Source organism: Flagellimonas lutaonensis (assembly GCF_000963865.1).
In the GTDB taxonomy this organism is placed as follows: Bacteria; Bacteroidota; Bacteroidia; order Flavobacteriales; family Flavobacteriaceae; genus Flagellimonas_A; species Flagellimonas_A lutaonensis.
This window is the reverse complement of record NZ_CP011071.1, coordinates 1,587,371-1,603,522: the sequence shown is the minus strand read 5'-3', so window position 1 is coordinate 1,603,522 and position 16,152 is coordinate 1,587,371. Positions and strand designations below refer to the sequence as shown.

The window sequence follows — 16,152 nt, the reverse complement described above, 5'->3', positions numbered from 1 at the left end:
CTATCATGAAATATTTCTTAACGATTTTTATTGTTACAACTTTTCTGTTTTCCTGCAAAAAGAGTAATAAAGAGAATGATAATTCTCAAAATCACCAAACCGAACTCTCCAAAACCTATATTGACCCCGCACAGGGCTATTCCCAAGCCGTAGCAGTCGAAGCCAATGGGATCAAGACTATCTATATTTCGGGGCAAGTAGGTATTGGTGCCGATTTTGAGGCCCAGTTTCGCGATGCCATCGGCAAATTGTTGACCACCTTAGGGCATTCGGGCGCCACGTTTGACGATGTGGTCAAATACACCACTTTTGTGGTCGACTACCGCCCCGAATACCTTGATACCTTTAGAGCCGTGCGCAAAGAACTGCTGGGCGATACCGATATGCCTGCCAGCACCTTGGTCGGGATACCGACCTTGGGGCTACCCGAATGGGGTGTCGAGATTGAGGCCATAGCCGTCGTATCAGATAAATAAACCCTGGGCAGTAAACTTCACCAACATGTCTTTCTTCTCTAAACAAGAATTTCAAAAATTCAAGGGCTCCCTTGAACATGCTCTTCATAAAACCGCCAAGCTTGCCATAAAAGGGCAAATGGTAAATCAACTACAATTTAAGCTAATTATGGAAGAGCACTGGTTAGATAGCAGTTTGTGCGCCATTGATAAAATCACCTATACCTTTAAGGGTAACCGAACACCTTCGTTCAAGGTAACTTGTTCGGTAAGCGGTAAATCGTTTGTGGGCACGTTTTATTTACGGCTTCCCGATGGCAAATTTCAAAGCAATAGCCCTATTGTTTGTGATGTTAATGTGCTCGAAAAGTAATGCTTGCCTCACCCAGAACACCCATTGCCTCATTCATGCTTTTTCTTGCCCTTTTGCCAACCTAGTTTAGGGGCAAAGAAAAGCCGATATGAAGACCATACTGACCATTCCCGAGCCTTGCCATGAGAACTGGCACAGCATGACCCCTACCCAAAAAGGACGTTTTTGCAATAGCTGCAATAAAGAGGTCATCGATTTTACACAGACCCCGAAAAGCGAGCTTGCGAGGGTCATTAAAAAAGGCCACAGCATCTGCGGCCGTTTTAAACCCCAACAGTTGAATACCCCCTTGCCATCGGTAAGTCGTAACGAATTTCGCAGGAATGCTGCCCTTTTGGGTTTTACCTCGCTGCTGGCCATCGGCACTCCGGCCTTGGGCCAAAAGACATCAGAACCGGTAGAAGCAATTGCGCAAATCGCCGTTGTAGGGCGCGTAGCGACCGAATCCCTTCAACCGCCAACAGAAAACGTGGTGACCTTGCAAGGGGTGGTCACAGATGGCAACAACCCATTGCCCGGTGCCCATGTGACTATAAAAGGTACCCGTATTGCTGTGCAAACCGATTTCGATGGCCGCTTCAAAATCGCCATCAGTGATAGATATAAAAACTCGGAAATTACCTTGGAGATATCTTATATCGGCTTTATGACCCATGAAAAAAAGGTGTCTCTTTCCAACAAAAAGGTAGAAGTGGCCCTAACCGAATTGGAGGAAGATGTTTTGGGCGGACTGGCCATTGTGTACAGGCCCAACATATTTCAACGGTTTCTGAACTTGTTTCGATAATACAACTGGCAGCAACACCCTGATTTTTTTAATCGAAAAAACGCCCTGCTCCCACAGGGCGCCTTCACACGCTAACTATAGCAATGGACAAAACTTAATTGCCGTCGCCAATGGCCGGGTTATGGGGTGCAAAAATGCCATCGGGGTTTTCTTTGACCAGCCATACATGCAATTGCCATTGGCTCAGGTGCGGGTTTACCTCCCATTCGTCCAGATCGCCGGTAAAGCCTTCCGGTGGCAAACCTGGGTTGTCTAAATCTTCAATGGGCACGGCATACTCGACCGCCACAAACTCCATATTTCCGTTGGCATCGGGGGCATACAAGATGATCTCGGGTTTTTCAAGCTCAAAAGTACCGTCCATTCGTGCCGGCAATACATAATGGTGGCCCATATTGGGCACAAAGCCCGAAGCATCAAAAAAGCCTTCGTTGATGGCCACGCTCACATCGGCATACTTGGCCGTGGCGGCCAGTACTTGGTCCACTTCCATTTGCCAAGTGGCCATGGTTTCATTGTCGTCGTCTTTGCTGCAGGCCACTCCCATTGCCAAAATGGGTAGGACCCAGAACAAGGTTCGTGAAAAATTAGTTCGTGTTTTCATCGTTCACAGGTTTTACTTCTTGTTTTGGTTATACAAAGCGAATACCGTAGGTTTCGCAGATTTTGGATACTTTTTCAAAGTCTGGTGGGCCGGGCGGCAGGGCATGTAGCTCGTGGAACATGTGCTCCATTCCCGAAGGGAAGGCACTGACCCACATGGTGGCCTTCTGTTCGCCGACCACTTTCCATGAGTGTACCAGGTTCTTCGGTGCAAAGGCCATATCGCCCTTTTTCAATAGGGTCGTTTTGCCATCGACCATCAGTTCCACCTCGCCCTTGAGCACCCGAAAAATCTCATCTTCTTTGGTATGTACATGTGGGGGTATGCCCGAACCGGGGGTCAGCTCGTCGACCCATTCAAAGATTTGGTTATCTGTGTCGTCACCGACCACTTTATGCCGCTGTGGATTGCCCAAGATCTGCAACAAGGTGCCCTCTGCATCACGTACAATCTTTTCTTTGGATCCGTTCTTAAAAATTGAACGCTGCTTAAAAAAGGCCTTGGCCGTGGTTAGGGGGGTCATGGTCAACAGCCCAACGCCTCCCAATCGTGTTAAAAATTGTTTTCTGTCCATCGTTTTTTATTTTGGTGTTTTTTATTTGTTATAGGGCAAAACTAGATGTGGCACGACTTTCACATTAGCACAAGTGTTGCAGAGTATGGCTGTTTTGTAGCATTTTTAGCGATGTGAAACACCAGTGTCAATACATGCAACACTGTTGCTAGCAGGTCGAGGGCGAACGCCCGAACTTCGTGGCCACAGGTATGGCTTACTATTTTTCAGTACCTTTTTGCTAGAATCCGATGAGACCAGTATACTGTTTTTTCGTTTTTGCACTGCTTGCCCTGAACTTGGTTTGGGGGCAAGACGTCTATGAACTGGACCCCAAATACCCCGTTCACGATTTAAATCCCCATCTACAGGTCTACGCCGATAGCATGGGCCAATTTTCAGCCCAGCAATTATGCGATGACACCACACTGCCCTTTACCCTTGGCGACAGACTGCCCCGATTCTTGAAAACCAACACCACCTATTGGGGAAAACTAAAACTATTAGCGGTGGATTCCCTAAACGGGTGGGCACTCCATTTTGAGGATAAAATGATCGGGCCACCCGCCTGGACCAAGAGCAATGGCAAAGTGGATGTGTACGCCTATGCGAATGGCCAACTGTTGTTTCACCAAAAAACAGGTGTAGAGTATCCAAAAAGAGTCAGGGCCACCGACAGCAAATGGATGCTCAACAGTATTGACCTGGCACCTTTACCGGTGGGCGAGCCCGTGACCTTGGTCATCAGGGCCGAGGGCAACAGCTTGGGCTATCCGGCCTATTTTAATTTAAGTGCCCGTAGCCCTGGGCAGGCCTTTTATCACGAACCCTATCAATTTCACCGCACCTTCAACATTTTTATGTTTGGGGTCACCTTTATCATTTTTCTGCACTTTCTATTGCAGTTTTTATACCTCAAAGAACCCGTGTATTTCTGGTTTTCGCTCTGGCTGTTTTTCTGTATGATGACCCAGGCCATGACCATTGGCCTGATCATAGGGGCCCTGTCTAAATTTCGCTTTCCCGTTCACATGCTTTTTACGCACGGTATCTTTTTTACCTTTTGGTTCTTTGGGCGGGCCTTTATAGGCTCAAAACGAAAAATTCCCAAACTGGACAGGTGGATTCTTGGCTTGGCCCTTTTCAGCTTTATCGAAATAGTTTTGATGATCGGCTATGTCATCTTTTTTGATCCTGATGTGCACTTTTTGGCCCCGACGCCCTTACATTACATCATGCTGAACATCTATACCATTGCAAGTTTTGCACTATCAATCGTGTTGACATGGCAGAAAGACCGTTTTGCCCGTTATTTTGGGGCCGGATCGTTGATTGCCAGTCTGTTTTTGATCATGGGCACCCTATGGTCTATGGGTATCATAACCCCCCTGTTTCGCCTAGATCCCTATGTGACCGGCATGTTTTTGCAGATTATCATCTACTCTTTCGGTATTGCCTATCGCAGTCAAAAACTCAACCAACAGGCCCAACAAGAACGTTTGCAGGCCGAGCGCTCGCTTGCAGAAATACAGCGCATGCGTGATTTGGATGAAGTGAAAACCCGTTTTTTTGCCAATATCAGCCATGAGTTCCGCACGCCCTTGGCCCTAATTCAGGGGCCGCTGCAACAGGCCGAAAAACAATCGGACAGACTCAAGGACAAATCGGTACAATTATCTGAAAAAGCCTTTGCCGTCATCAAAAAAAATACGGTACGCCTTCAAATGTTGGTCAACCAGCTATTGGATCTGTCAAAGATTGAAAGTGGAAACCTGCATTTAAAACTGAGCCGAGGTGGGCTTCTACAATTTTTGCGTACCCACGTGTTTTCTTTTGAAAGTATGGCCGAACGCAAAAATATTAGCCTGAATACCCATTTTTCGGGTGAATCTAACGAGGCCTATTACGATCGGGACAAGCTGGAAAAGATTGTAAACAACCTTTTGTCAAATGCTTTTAAATATACCCCTCCCGGTGGGGCGTAAGTGTGAACGTCAATGTAACGGATCGCTATCTATCAGTTGAAATAAGCGATACGGGCAATGGCATGCACAAAAAGGAAATCGATAGAATTTTTGACCGTTTTTATCGGGTTGAAGGTACTGAGGCCAAAGGTTCCGGGATCGGTCTGGCATTGACCAAAGAATTGGTGGGCATGCATAACGGGCAAATCAACGTGCACAGTGAAAAAGGCCGTGGCACTACTTTCAAGGTGCGTCTTCCGGTTACCCTACAAGACCTGCCCGATGCCATTCATTTGAATAAAGAGCCCCTACCTACCCCTGAAGCCGAAGCGGCTGAATTGCTACCTGAAGCGAAAGAAAATGGTGCGGCAATACCCTTACAGGCCCATGAAGAGGTGGTCTTGTTGGTGGAAGACAATCACGATTTACAAGGCTTTATAGCAGAAATTTTGGCGCCCCACTACAAGATATTGACAGCCAATGACGGTGTCCAGGGCGAGCGCATGGCCTTTGAACATATTCCCGATTTGGTAATCAGCGATGTAATGATGCCCAAAAAAGACGGTTACGAGCTTTGCAGTGCCTTAAAGAACAATACCAAGACCAGCCATATACCCATTATGTTGTTGACCGCCAAGGCCGGACAATCAAATAAAATGGCCGGTTTGACCCAAGGGGCCGATGCGTACCTGACCAAACCTTTTGATGCCGATGAATTGTTGTTGCGAACCAAAAACTTGATTGCTGCCCGCAAAAAAATTTGGGAACACTTCAAGTCGCTTGATTTAAGTGCCCTTCCCGATTTGAATCTCAGTTCGGTGGATGATAAATTTTTGCAGAAAGTGATTAAAATCATCCATGATAATATTGACAACGAATTGCTTTCGGTTGAGGATATTGCTTCAAAAGTAGGTTTTAGCCGGGCACAACTGCACCGAAAACTCAAGGCTTTGATCAACAAGTCTACAGGGCAATTGGTCAATGACATTCGGTTGAACAGGGCAAAAGCAATGCTGACCAAAAAAGTAGGTTCGGTATCAGAGGTCGCCTACTCGGTCGGGTATACCAACCTTTCCTATTTTACCAAGAGTTTTAAAGAAAAGTTTGGGGTGTTGCCCAGCAAGGTAGAAACGCAAAAGGCGTAAAGATTCAAAAAGGGCAGAGGGCCCAAAAATTGCATTACTGTACTTTAAAGCTGCTTTACCAAGAAAAAACGGTCCGAAGCATTCCGTCAAAAAAATAGATTTTTTTACCTTTCCGGATATGGGAAGGTATCTAATGTTGTTATTGCTTGTTTTTGTCTTCGGCTGCAACCAAAAAGCCCACAAAAAAGTCACAAAAAAAGTACAGATCGACACCTTGCAGGGCCGGTCGCTGTTGGGTACGCCCTTGGTGAGCGAACAGCTCAAGCCCCTACACGAAAAAAAGGTGGCCCAATACAAAAAGGCGCTCGCCGAGTACCAAAACGATTCGCTCAATGCCGATAAGGTAATTTGGCTCGGAAGGCGCATGGCCTATCTGGGCGATTACCAAAAGGCCATCGACATCTACACCAAGGGCATTGAGACTTTTCACGATGATCCCCGTTTCTACCGGCACCGTGGGCACCGCTTTATCAGTATACGCCAACTCGACCGTGCCATCGATGACCTTGAAAAGGCGGCCACACTCATCAAAGGCACCGAAGATGAAGTAGAACCCGACGGTATTCCGAATCGGTTGAACCGGCCGGTATCGAGCTTGCACACCAACATTTATTACCATTTGGGGCTGGCCTATTACCTGAAAGGAAACTGGCCCAAAGCATTGGAACATTTTCAAAACTGCCTCAATGCCACGACCAACGACGATATGCGCGTGGCCGCCACCCACTGGCTGTACATGATCCTGCACCGTATGGAAAGTCCAAAAGAGGCTGAAAAGCTACTCGAACCTATCACCGAAGAGATGGACATCATTGAAAACGATGGCTACCACCGTTTGCTGTTGTTCTACAAAGGCTTGCTAAAAGAGGGGGCCTTGCGCAAGAACGGATCGGTCGGTGCGAGTGAGGCGGTCCAGTACGGAATCGCGCATTGGTACCACTACAATGGCAATCTTGAAAAGGCCAAGTCGCTTTATACCGATCTTATCGAAACGGGGCATTGGCCCGCCTTTGGCTATATTGCCGCTGAGGCCGAACTGTCGCGGTGGCCCGATTAGCACTTAAAGAATGGGGTTCCCTTTAAAAATAAAAGCCAATTTGCACGCTTCCGAGGGTAGATTGCTATTTCTACTGCTGTTGATTCCCCTAATCTCATATTCCCAACACCGTATCCGTGATTATGGCGTTGAAATCGGGGTGCTGAAACCGGGTCCCTTGAATGCCATTACCGATGTGCCAGGCGTTAAAGTGGGGCATTTCAGCCATATCAAGGGAGGCAACATCCGCACAGGGGCCACTGCTATTTTTCCGCACGATGGCAATCTCATTCAAGAAAAGGTGCCCGCTGCCATTTACGTGGGAAATGGCTTTGGCAAACTGGGCGGCTATACCCAGGTAAAGGAGTTGGGCAATCTGGAAACACCCATCATCTTGACCAATACACTGAGCGTGCCGACGGCGGTAAATGCGGTTATAGGTTATACCCTCGCGCAACCCGGCAACGAAACGGTGCGTTCGGTCAATGCGGTGGTCGGAGAGACCAACGATGGCTATTTGAACGATATACGCCTACGTGACCTTTCAGAAGAGCAGGTACTATATGCGATAAAAGCCGCCGACACGGGCCGTGTGCGAGAGGGCAATGTGGGCGCCGGTACGGGTACCGTCTGTTTTGGTTTCAAGGGAGGAATAGGAACATCTTCGCGAATACTTCCCGAAAAAGCGGGAGGCTATACCGTGGGGGTTTTGGTGCAGAGCAATTTTGGCGGTGTCTTGCAAGTGGCCGGCGTGGAAGTGGGAAAGAAACTGGGGCACTACTCCGATAGTTTCAAATATGCACCCGATGGCTCATGCATGATCGTGGTAATGACCGATGCCCCTTTGAATGCGAGAAACCTCGAACGGTTGGCCAAAAGGGCCATGTTGGGCTTGGCGCGAACAGGCGGCATTGCCAGTAATGGCAGTGGCGATTATGTGATCGCGGTATCGACTGCAGAAGAATGCCGCATTCCATATCAAAGCGACGACTTGGTACAAACAGTGCCCACGCTGCGTAACCAAGCCATGACGCCATTGTTCTTGGCCGTGGTGGAAGCCACCGAAGAGGCCATTCTGAATTCCCTTTTTGCGGCCGAGAATATGACGGGCCACAAGGGGCGTACCGTTGAGGCACTTCCGAAGGAAAAAGTACTGCAAATGCTCAAAGAGGCTGGAAAAATTAAATGATAAAGAATGGGGCCTCTTGTCATGTTGAGGGGGCTACACGACAAAGCATCTTTACAAAATCTTTCCGTTGAACCATGGGCTCTTTCGATTTGATAACCTGCATCGCAGCCTGAAACCCTGCCACAGAGATTCTTAGCTGCTCCATGCTTCGTTTACCCTACCCGCCTTTCGATAGAAATCGCAAAAAAGCAATGGCAGGTGACATCCATTGTAACAAATCCTAAAAAATCATACCAATAAATAGAAAAATACATAACGCTTTTCTTAGCTTTAGAATTCTAATTAAAAAAGAACACCTACATGGATATTTTCAGTAAAATAAAAGAGAAATTGAGCAACGAGTTCATCGACATTGTCGAGTGGCTCGACTACACCGACGATACCATAGCCCATCGTTTTGAACGCTACCAGAACGAAATCAAGAACGGGGCAAAATTGATCGTGCGCGAGGGGCAGACCGCTGTATTCGTGAACGAGGGCCAATTGGCCGATGTCTTTGGCCCCGGCACGTATGAACTGACCACCAAAAACCTGCCCATTTTGGCCACACTGAAAGGGTGGAAATACGGCTTTAACAGTCCGTTCAAGGCCGAGGTCTATTTTGTGAACACCCACCTGTTCACCGACGAGAAGTGGGGCACCAAAAACCCGATAACATTGAGCGATGACCGCTTCGGATTGGTTGAAATACGGGCCTTTGGTACCTATGCCTTCAAAATCGTAGATCCAGGAAAGTTTATTGTCGATATTGTGGGGACGGACAATAACTTCACCAATTTTGAGATCAACGAACACCTCAAGAGTTTGATCGCCACCCGATTTACCGATACCGTGGGCGAGGCGAACCTGCCGATAGAACTGTATGCGGCCAATACTTCTGAGTTATCAGAGACCTGCCGCGAGGTCATGGCCCCCGAATTTGAAAGTGTCGGTATCGGTTTGGAGAAATTCTATATCGAGAATGTCTCGATGCCCGAAGACCTCAAAAAGGAAATCTTCGAGTACAGCCGATTGGACAAGCTTGATATGCAGAAGCTGGCCCAGTTCAAGGCCGCCAAGGCCATGGAGGCCGCCGCCAAAAATGAGGGTGGTACCGCCGGGGCCGGTATGGGCATGGGAATGGGCTTTGTGCTGGCACAACAAATGGGCAGTATGATGGGCGGAACACAATTGGGCGGACAGCAGCCTGTGCCGCAAGCAGGTGCAGCGGTGCCACCACCCATGCCGGTGGCCGTTCAGTACTACTATGCCGTGAACGGCACACAGCAAGGGCCTGTTAGCTTTGACCAATTAAAGGCATTGTTTGCCAACCGTACCATCAACAAAGAAAGTCTGGTCTGGAAGCAGGGCATGGCAAATTGGGCTCCCTTGCAGGAGGTTGAGGAGCTCAAATCATTCTTGGGGGGCAATACGCCACCGCCATTGCCCAACGGTTGACTTTTCAACATGTAATACCGGGTGGTAACTTCGAGCTGCAATACTGGGCGCCCGCCTGCCGGACGGGCAAACAGTTGAAGGGGCAGTCGTGAGAAAAGCGATGCAATCTGCCCACTGCGTACGTAAATCAAAATCACTCTTTGTCATTCCTGTGAAAACAGGAATCCATAATAACAAGATTCCCGCTTTCGCGGGAATGACAAAATGAAAGATCAAAAACTTCAACATACCGAACTCAAAAAAGCCTGTATCAACTGTGGGGCAGAGCTGAAATACAAGCCCGGCACCACGGTGATCAACTGTGAGTACTGCGGGCACGAAGAAGCCATTGCCGTTGACGGACTGGGTTTTGAGGAATTGGAGCTGTACCCCTATCTACAGGAAATGGGTGCCCAAAAGCATAGTGAGGAAATCGCCATGCTGCATTGCAAAAACTGTGGGGCCACCCAGCATGTTGAGGAAAACTACAAATCATTGCATTGTGTGTATTGCAGCATGCCCCTGATCTTGGAGGATGCCAAAAAAGAAGAGTGGATCTTGCCCGGTGCGGTGCTGCCTTTCCAAATCGACCAAAAAGCTTCACATAAAATCTTTCAGGCTTGGGTAAAGCGCTTATGGTTTGCCCCCAACAAATTGAAAAAGGCGGCCTTGGACCCGCAGTTTACCAAGGGCCTCTACCTGCCCTACTGGACGTTCGATGCGCAGCTAAAGGCCACTTACTCTGGCGAGCGGGGCGATTATTATTACGTAACGGAAACATACCGCGACAGTAAGGGCCGTAAGCAAACAAGACAAGTTCGTAAAACCCGCTGGACACCCGTTTCAGGAAGTGTATCCGGGTTTGTGGATGATACCTTGGTACAGGCATCCAAACAAAGATCGGGTCGGGTGCCACCAAAAATCGCACGGTGGAACCTTCAAAAATTACAACCTTTTGAAAGTGGTTTTTTGGCGGGATTCGTTACAGAGAAATATACCATTCCCCTTAAACAGGGACATCTATCCGCCAAAAACAAGGCTGAGAGCATCGCCGCCCGCTGGTGCCGTCAAGACATTGGGGGTGATGCCCAGCGAATTCACCATATGAAGGTTCGCCTCAGCGATGAGACCTTTAAGCATATTCTGTTGCCCGTTTATGTGAGTGCCTATCGCTATAGGGGCAAGGAATACAATTTCTTTATCAATGGGGAAAACGGCGCCATTTCGGGCACCCGGCCCTATAGTTTTTGGAAGATTTTCTTTGCCATATTATTTGGGCTGATTGTGGTGGGAATAATCGTTATTCTTTCAAAGTGATTTTTTTTGCCATGCTAAGGAGTTAGAGAGGAAGCATCTCGACAAAGTCTTCCATGTAAAACATGGTTTTTTTTCTGTCCAAAAAGGGAAAGACCCCTTCAGGATTTTTCACGCTGTTCAGAATGACCAAGACAAGCATCATTAAACATCCTGATAGCGAAACAGTTTTTCGATAAACTTCAAGTCAGGATTGGAACCTTTTATAAGGTCTAATTTCTTTCTTCGTACCCACCCCTTAATCTCTTTTTCTCTTGCAATGGCCTCTTGAACCCATGTAAACTCCTCATAGTAGAGCAGATGACTGCACTTATACCTCGCGACAAAAGTTTTGCTTTTCTCTCTAATATTTTCGCGATGTTGATAAAGTCTTTTGGCCAAATTATTGGTCATGCCCGTGTATAAGACGGTTTTGTGCTGATTGGTCAGAATATAAACATAGTACGTATGCCAGCCCTCGTTGAACATATCAGTAAAATACAAAAGATTCTTCACTGCGCTTCGCTCCTTTCAGAATGACAAATGCGGTTCTTTGTCATGCTGAGGAGCCTGCAACGAAGCATCTCGATAAAGTCTTCCATGTAAAACATGGTTTTTTTTCTGTCCAGTTGCCAGTTACACAAGGGAAAGCCCTCTTCAGGATTTTTCACGCTGTTCAGAATGACAAAAACAACTATTCAAACACCAGACAGACTGGGCTGCCCAACTCTTTGGTGTTCACGAATTGCAGATGGCCTGTTTGAACATCTCGCTTAAAAATGGAGATATTGTTGCTCTTTTGGTTGGCCACCAATAAATGGCTTCCATCGGGACTGATAGCAAAGTTACGGGGCCAATCGCCCTGAACGGATTCTCTTCCCACTAAACGCAGCTTCCCAGAGGCTCCATCCACCGAAAAAATGACGATGGTGTTCTCACCACGGTTCGAGCCATAGAGAAATCTGCCATCTGGCGAAAGATGGATGTCGGCACACGAATTATCGCCGCCATAGGCGGCATCGAGCGTGCTTACTGTTTGGATGGACTTGTAATTTTCGCCACTATCACGTTCAAACACCGTGATGGTCGCATTGAGTTCGTTGATCACATACAGTTTGCTTTCATCATCGTTGAAGACAAAGTGTCGCGGGCCCGCCCCTTCAGGCAGATTAAGCGACGCTTGTTCGGCAGGCACCCATTGGTCGCCTTCCTTTTGATATCGTTTGATGGCATCGAGACCAAGGTCTGCGGCAAAGAGCCCGTCTCTGCTAAAATGCGCCTTGTGCACATGTGCCTGTCGTGTGGTGTCGAGCACCTTATGGTCAATGAGCTGTCGGTTTCCAAGGGTGCCGTCGGCTTCCAGGTCAAAGATGGCAAGATTGCCACCGGTATAGTTTGATACGGCCAACTGACCACCCGCAGAAAGGGCCAGATGACAGGGGTGGGCACCTCCCGTGCCTTTTTCATTTAATTTAGATAGCGATCCATCCTGCAAACGAAAGGCGGTGATTCCCCCGCCCAAACTGTCAAAGTCGGCTGTTTCTTGAACGGCATAGAGATAATTCCTGTCCTTTGAAATCGCCAAAAACGATGGGTTCGGCAATTCGGCCACCAGCTGTACACTATCAAGGGTTCCGGTAGCCGGGTCAAAGGCCATTTTATAGATGCCCTTACTGGCACCATCGGTATAGGTGCCCACGAAGAGTGTCTTTTTCGGCATAGGTTGTTGTTTTTCTTGGCAGGCCCCGAGCATCAGCAGAGCGCCCATAATGCCCAAAAGTCGATTTGTCATGTAAAGTTTGGTTTTAATCCTCCGAAAATAAACAAATTGAACAGAGCTATGTCTGTTTGGGCGTCAGATTGGTGCGGATTTCCCTTGCCAAATACATTCCGGTTACCACTGTAGCCAGCACATCGGCAATCGGAAACGACAACCATACCCCCAATTCGCCCCAAAAATTGGGCAACAACAACAGCAGCGGAATAAAAAAGAAACCCTGTCGTGTCAAGGTCAACAACAATGCGGGAACTGCCTTGCCAATGGCCTGAAAATAGGCTGCCCCAATCAATTGTAGGGCAATAATGGGTGTAGCCGCGAACACCAATCGCATTGCCAAGGGGGAGTGCTCCAACACAAAGGCATTCATTTCCACCTCTTTTAATGGCAGGTCGGCCCGGTCGCTCAAGAACAGGTCGGCAATCTCGGCAGGGAATGCCATCAAGACCACAAATACCAAGGTCGCCACTAGGGCGGCATACTTGATGGCGGTATAGATCGATTCTTTGACACGGTCATATTTGGCAGCCCCGTAGTTAAACCCTGCGATGGGCAAAAAACCCTGGGTGACCCCGAACACGGGAAACAGTGCGAACATGAGCATACGCCCGATGATGGCATAGACCGCCACCAAGGCCTCGCCTCCCAAGTTGAACAGTATGTTGTTCAGCATCAGGTAAATGATACTGGTCACCGCTTGGCGCGCAAGGGTCACAAAACCAAGCGAACCGATTTCTTTGAGAATGGGCAGGTTCAATCCGAAATGGCCTACGTTGATCTTGAGTTCCGAATTTTTGGATAGGAAGAAATAAAAAATATAGGCAAAACATAGCAGATACCCAGCCGTGGTGGCCCATGCGGCCCCGTGCATGCCCCAATCAAAAACGTAGATAAAGATATAATCGAGCAACAGGTTGCCCACCGACGGAATGATCATGGCAATCATGGCAAACTTGGGTTTCCCTTCGGCCCTGATCACCGTATTGCCCATCATGCACAGTGCCAAAAAGGGCACCCCGTACAACACGATCACATAATAGATTTTGGCAGGGTCAAAAATGGCGCCCTTTCCGCCAAAGGCGGGAATCAGGCCATCGACATAGTAAAGCCCCGGGACCACCATCGAAATGGTCACCAAAAGGGTCAGCGTAATCTGGTTGCCAAAGGTCTTGAGTGCCTTTTCTTTGTTGTTGGCCCCCAAGGCCCGGGAGATAATGCTTGACCCCCCGATACCGATCGCCATACCCAGTGCCGCGATGAAAAACGACACGGGCAGCACCACATTGATGGCCGCAATGGCAATGGAGCCGATCCAGTTGCCCACAAAAATGGAATCGACCAACACGTTGATCGACATGACCAGAATACCTATCGAAGCGGGCACCGCCTGCTTGATCAGCAATCTTCCGATGGGTTCAGAACCCAGTTGGTCTGCAGTTACTTTGGCCATAACACAAAAACACTAAAGTCATTTCGACCAAAGAGAGAAATCCAATTTAAACTTGTTAGATTTCTCAATCATCCGTGGTGCACGGACTCATTTCGAAATGACAGATTAAACAGGCAAGATGCCATCAGCCTCCCACTCATTGACCCACTTGGCCATCAAAGCCGCCCAATCATCCCGGTCGTTCAAACAGGGAATATGGATGTAATCGGTGCCCCCGGCTTCCATAAACTGGTGTTTGCCTTCCATGGCGATTTCCTCAAGGGTTTCAAGGCAATCGCTCACAAAGGCCGGGGTTATGACTGCCAAGCGTTTTTTTCCTTCCTTGGCCAACCGTTCAAATTCATAATCGGTATAGGGCTTTAACCAAGGGTCTCCGGCCAGTCGCGATTGAAAAGACGAGCTGACCTTTTCGGGGTCAAGAGCCAATTCTTTTTTCAACAACTCTGTAGTGGTATAACACTGGTGCCGATAGCACGTGTGGTGAGCCACTGAATTCACGAAACAACATCTGTCGTCTATCTTACAGTGATAATTTGTGGGGTCGTTCTTACGGATATGCCTTTCAGGAATGCCATGATAGGAAAACAACAAATGGTCGTATTCAAAATCTTTGAGTCCGTCAACAATACTTTTTGACAATACTTTGATGTAGTCTGGGTTTGCGTAAAAGGCGGGAAGCGTTGTAAGCTTCATTTTGGGGAAATACTTTTTTTGGTCTTCCATGGCCTTGACCACCACCGTCTCGTAACTCGACATGGCATAGTGGGGGTATAACGGCACCAACAGCACCTCATCGACCCCCTTTTCGGCCAGTTGTTGCAGTCCTTTTTTGATGCTCATCGAACCATAGCGCATGCCCAATGCCACAGGCATCTTTGTCTGTTCCCGCACTTTTTTGGCAAAGCGCTCTGAAATGATGATCAGGGGCGAACCCTCGGGCCACCAAATCTTTGAATAGGCCTCAGCTGAACGCTTTGGTCGGGTCTGTAAAATGATGCCCCGCACGATGATGTTGCGCAACACAGGGTTTACGTCTATTACCCGTTCATCCATCAAAAACTCATCGAGGTAAGGCTTTACATCTTTGGGGGTCGGACTATCGGGCGAACCCAGATTGACCAATAAAACTCCTTTTTTCACAGCATCTGAATTTAAGGTGCAAAAATACGGTTTGTGGGCATATACTTCTTTTCTTGACACAATTAGTTGTTTATGCCAGATAGATATTTTCAATTTTGTTTTTGGTCGTACCTTAGCGATATGAAGCGACTCCTCTTTTTTCTTCTTGTTCTCGGTTCATTATCAACAAATGCCCAAATAACCTGCTCTTCTGGCGACAAAAAGCTTTTTGTGAAAAAAATGGGGCAGTTGAAACTGCTTAAAGGAGCATCTTTCGGCGATACGATCATACACGTCGGAAAAACCTTTTTGGGAACCCCCTACGTGGAAAAAACACTTGAAGTGGGCGAGGCCGAGACCTTGGTCATCAACCTTTGCGGACTCGATTGTACCACTTTTGTAGAAAATGTGCTCGCCTTTTCAACACTTTTACGCAACGGCAATACTGATTTTGATACGTTTGCGGAAACTTTAAAAACCATTCGGTATAGAAATGGGGAGTTGAATGGCTATGCCTCACGCTTGCACTACTTTACCGACTGGATCCGCAACAACGAACAGAAAGGGTTGGTAAAAGACATCACCCATGGGTTGGGAGGTGTAGAAATGGAAAAAACCATCAATTTCATGGGCACGCACCGTGAACTGTACCCTTTTTTGAAAGATGAGGGCAATTACCAAAGAATTATGGAAACGGAAGCCGCTTTGGCCAAGGAAACGCTATGTGTTTTGCCCCAAAGCGAAATCGAATCTGTGGAAGGCAACATCCAAAATGGGGATATCATCGCTTTGGCCACCTCCATCAAAGGGTTGGATGTTACCCATACGGGGCTGGCCATTCGACAACCCAGTGGACGGATACATTTGTTGCACGCCTCTAGCTCAGGCGAGGTGACCATCACCAAAGAACCGTTGGCAGACTACCTCAATAAGATCAAAAGCACTATCGGAATCATCGTGGCGCGACCACTTTAGCATCAAAGTCTCCATG

At 47.8% G+C, this 16,152-nt stretch carries 16 protein-coding genes; 10 read left to right on the top strand and 6 right to left on the bottom strand.

Annotated elements, in window-relative coordinates; translation table 11 throughout:
* The first annotated feature begins 5 nt into the window (after positions 1–5).
* From VC82_RS07430 to VC82_RS07420, 3 genes are all read left to right on the top strand, one after another.
* A complete protein-coding gene (locus tag VC82_RS07430; protein ID WP_052698956.1) occupies positions 6–476 on the top strand; it encodes a RidA family protein in 471 nt (156 codons plus the stop codon).
* Positions 477–501: 25 nt separating this feature from the next.
* Entirely contained in the window at positions 502–828 is a 327-nt protein-coding gene (locus VC82_RS07425) for a hypothetical protein (protein ID WP_045801813.1), read from the top strand.
* Positions 829–916: 88 nt separating this feature from the next.
* Positions 917–1,615 carry a carboxypeptidase-like regulatory domain-containing protein gene (locus VC82_RS07420; RefSeq protein WP_045801812.1) on the top strand — a complete coding sequence of 233 codons (699 nt, stop codon included), beginning with the start codon at positions 917–919 and terminating at the stop codon, positions 1,613–1,615.
* A 94-nt stretch (positions 1,616–1,709) separates the two neighbouring features.
* Here VC82_RS07420 and VC82_RS07415 read toward each other — a convergent pair whose 3' ends face one another.
* Both VC82_RS07415 and VC82_RS07410 read right to left on the bottom strand, forming a co-directional pair.
* Positions 1,710–2,219 carry a hypothetical protein gene (locus tag VC82_RS07415; protein WP_045801811.1) on the bottom strand — a complete coding sequence of 170 codons (510 nt, stop codon included), beginning with the start codon at positions 2,217–2,219 and terminating at the stop codon, positions 1,710–1,712.
* 28 nt (positions 2,220–2,247) lie between these two features.
* Positions 2,248–2,793 carry a cupin domain-containing protein gene (locus VC82_RS07410; RefSeq protein WP_045801810.1) on the bottom strand — a complete coding sequence of 182 codons (546 nt, stop codon included), beginning with the start codon at positions 2,791–2,793 and terminating at the stop codon, positions 2,248–2,250.
* Between the two features lie 230 nt (positions 2,794–3,023).
* Between VC82_RS07410 and VC82_RS15245 the strand changes: the two genes are divergently transcribed.
* From VC82_RS15245 to VC82_RS07385, 6 genes are all read left to right on the top strand, one after another.
* Entirely contained in the window at positions 3,024–4,757 is a 1,734-nt protein-coding gene (locus VC82_RS15245) for a sensor histidine kinase (RefSeq protein ID WP_052698954.1), read from the top strand.
* 2 nt (positions 4,758–4,759) lie between these two features.
* On the top strand, positions 4,760–5,881 hold the full coding sequence (locus VC82_RS07405; protein ID WP_052698952.1) for a hybrid sensor histidine kinase/response regulator transcription factor: 1,122 nt from the start codon (positions 4,760–4,762) through the stop codon (positions 5,879–5,881).
* Positions 5,882–5,999: 118 nt separating this feature from the next.
* The gene (locus VC82_RS07400) at positions 6,000–6,938 is read left to right on the top strand and encodes a tetratricopeptide repeat protein (RefSeq protein ID WP_045801809.1); all 939 of its coding nucleotides are present in this window, start codon (positions 6,000–6,002) and stop codon (positions 6,936–6,938) included.
* A gap of 10 nt (positions 6,939–6,948) precedes the next feature.
* Positions 6,949–8,106 (top strand): DmpA family aminopeptidase, encoded by a 1,158-nt coding sequence (locus VC82_RS07395; RefSeq protein ID WP_045801808.1) that lies wholly within the window; start codon positions 6,949–6,951, stop codon positions 8,104–8,106.
* A 300-nt stretch (positions 8,107–8,406) separates the two neighbouring features.
* A complete protein-coding gene (locus VC82_RS07390; protein ID WP_045801807.1) occupies positions 8,407–9,543 on the top strand; it encodes an SPFH domain-containing protein in 1,137 nt (378 codons plus the stop codon).
* Between the two features lie 204 nt (positions 9,544–9,747).
* A complete protein-coding gene (locus VC82_RS07385) occupies positions 9,748–10,839 on the top strand; it encodes a TFIIB-type zinc ribbon-containing protein (RefSeq protein WP_045801806.1) in 1,092 nt (363 codons plus the stop codon).
* 141 nt (positions 10,840–10,980) lie between these two features.
* Here VC82_RS07385 and VC82_RS07380 read toward each other — a convergent pair whose 3' ends face one another.
* The 4 genes from VC82_RS07380 to hemH form a co-directional block, all read right to left on the bottom strand.
* The gene (locus VC82_RS07380; protein WP_045801805.1) at positions 10,981–11,304 is read right to left on the bottom strand and encodes a GIY-YIG nuclease family protein; all 324 of its coding nucleotides are present in this window, start codon (positions 11,302–11,304) and stop codon (positions 10,981–10,983) included.
* A 205-nt stretch (positions 11,305–11,509) separates the two neighbouring features.
* Positions 11,510–12,607, bottom strand: coding sequence for a lactonase family protein (locus tag VC82_RS07375; RefSeq protein WP_045801804.1), 1,098 nt, complete (start codon positions 12,605–12,607; stop codon positions 11,510–11,512).
* 46 nt (positions 12,608–12,653) lie between these two features.
* The gene (locus VC82_RS07370; RefSeq protein WP_045801803.1) at positions 12,654–14,042 is read right to left on the bottom strand and encodes an MATE family efflux transporter; all 1,389 of its coding nucleotides are present in this window, start codon (positions 14,040–14,042) and stop codon (positions 12,654–12,656) included.
* A 105-nt stretch (positions 14,043–14,147) separates the two neighbouring features.
* Positions 14,148–15,182 carry a ferrochelatase gene (gene hemH / locus VC82_RS07365; RefSeq protein WP_045803317.1) on the bottom strand — a complete coding sequence of 345 codons (1,035 nt, stop codon included), beginning with the start codon at positions 15,180–15,182 and terminating at the stop codon, positions 14,148–14,150.
* A gap of 120 nt (positions 15,183–15,302) precedes the next feature.
* Here hemH and VC82_RS07360 point away from each other — a divergent pair, with 120 nt between their 5' ends.
* Positions 15,303–16,136 (top strand): N-acetylmuramoyl-L-alanine amidase-like domain-containing protein, encoded by an 834-nt coding sequence (locus tag VC82_RS07360; RefSeq protein WP_045801802.1) that lies wholly within the window; start codon positions 15,303–15,305, stop codon positions 16,134–16,136.
* The last annotated feature ends 16 nt before the right edge of the window (positions 16,137–16,152 follow it).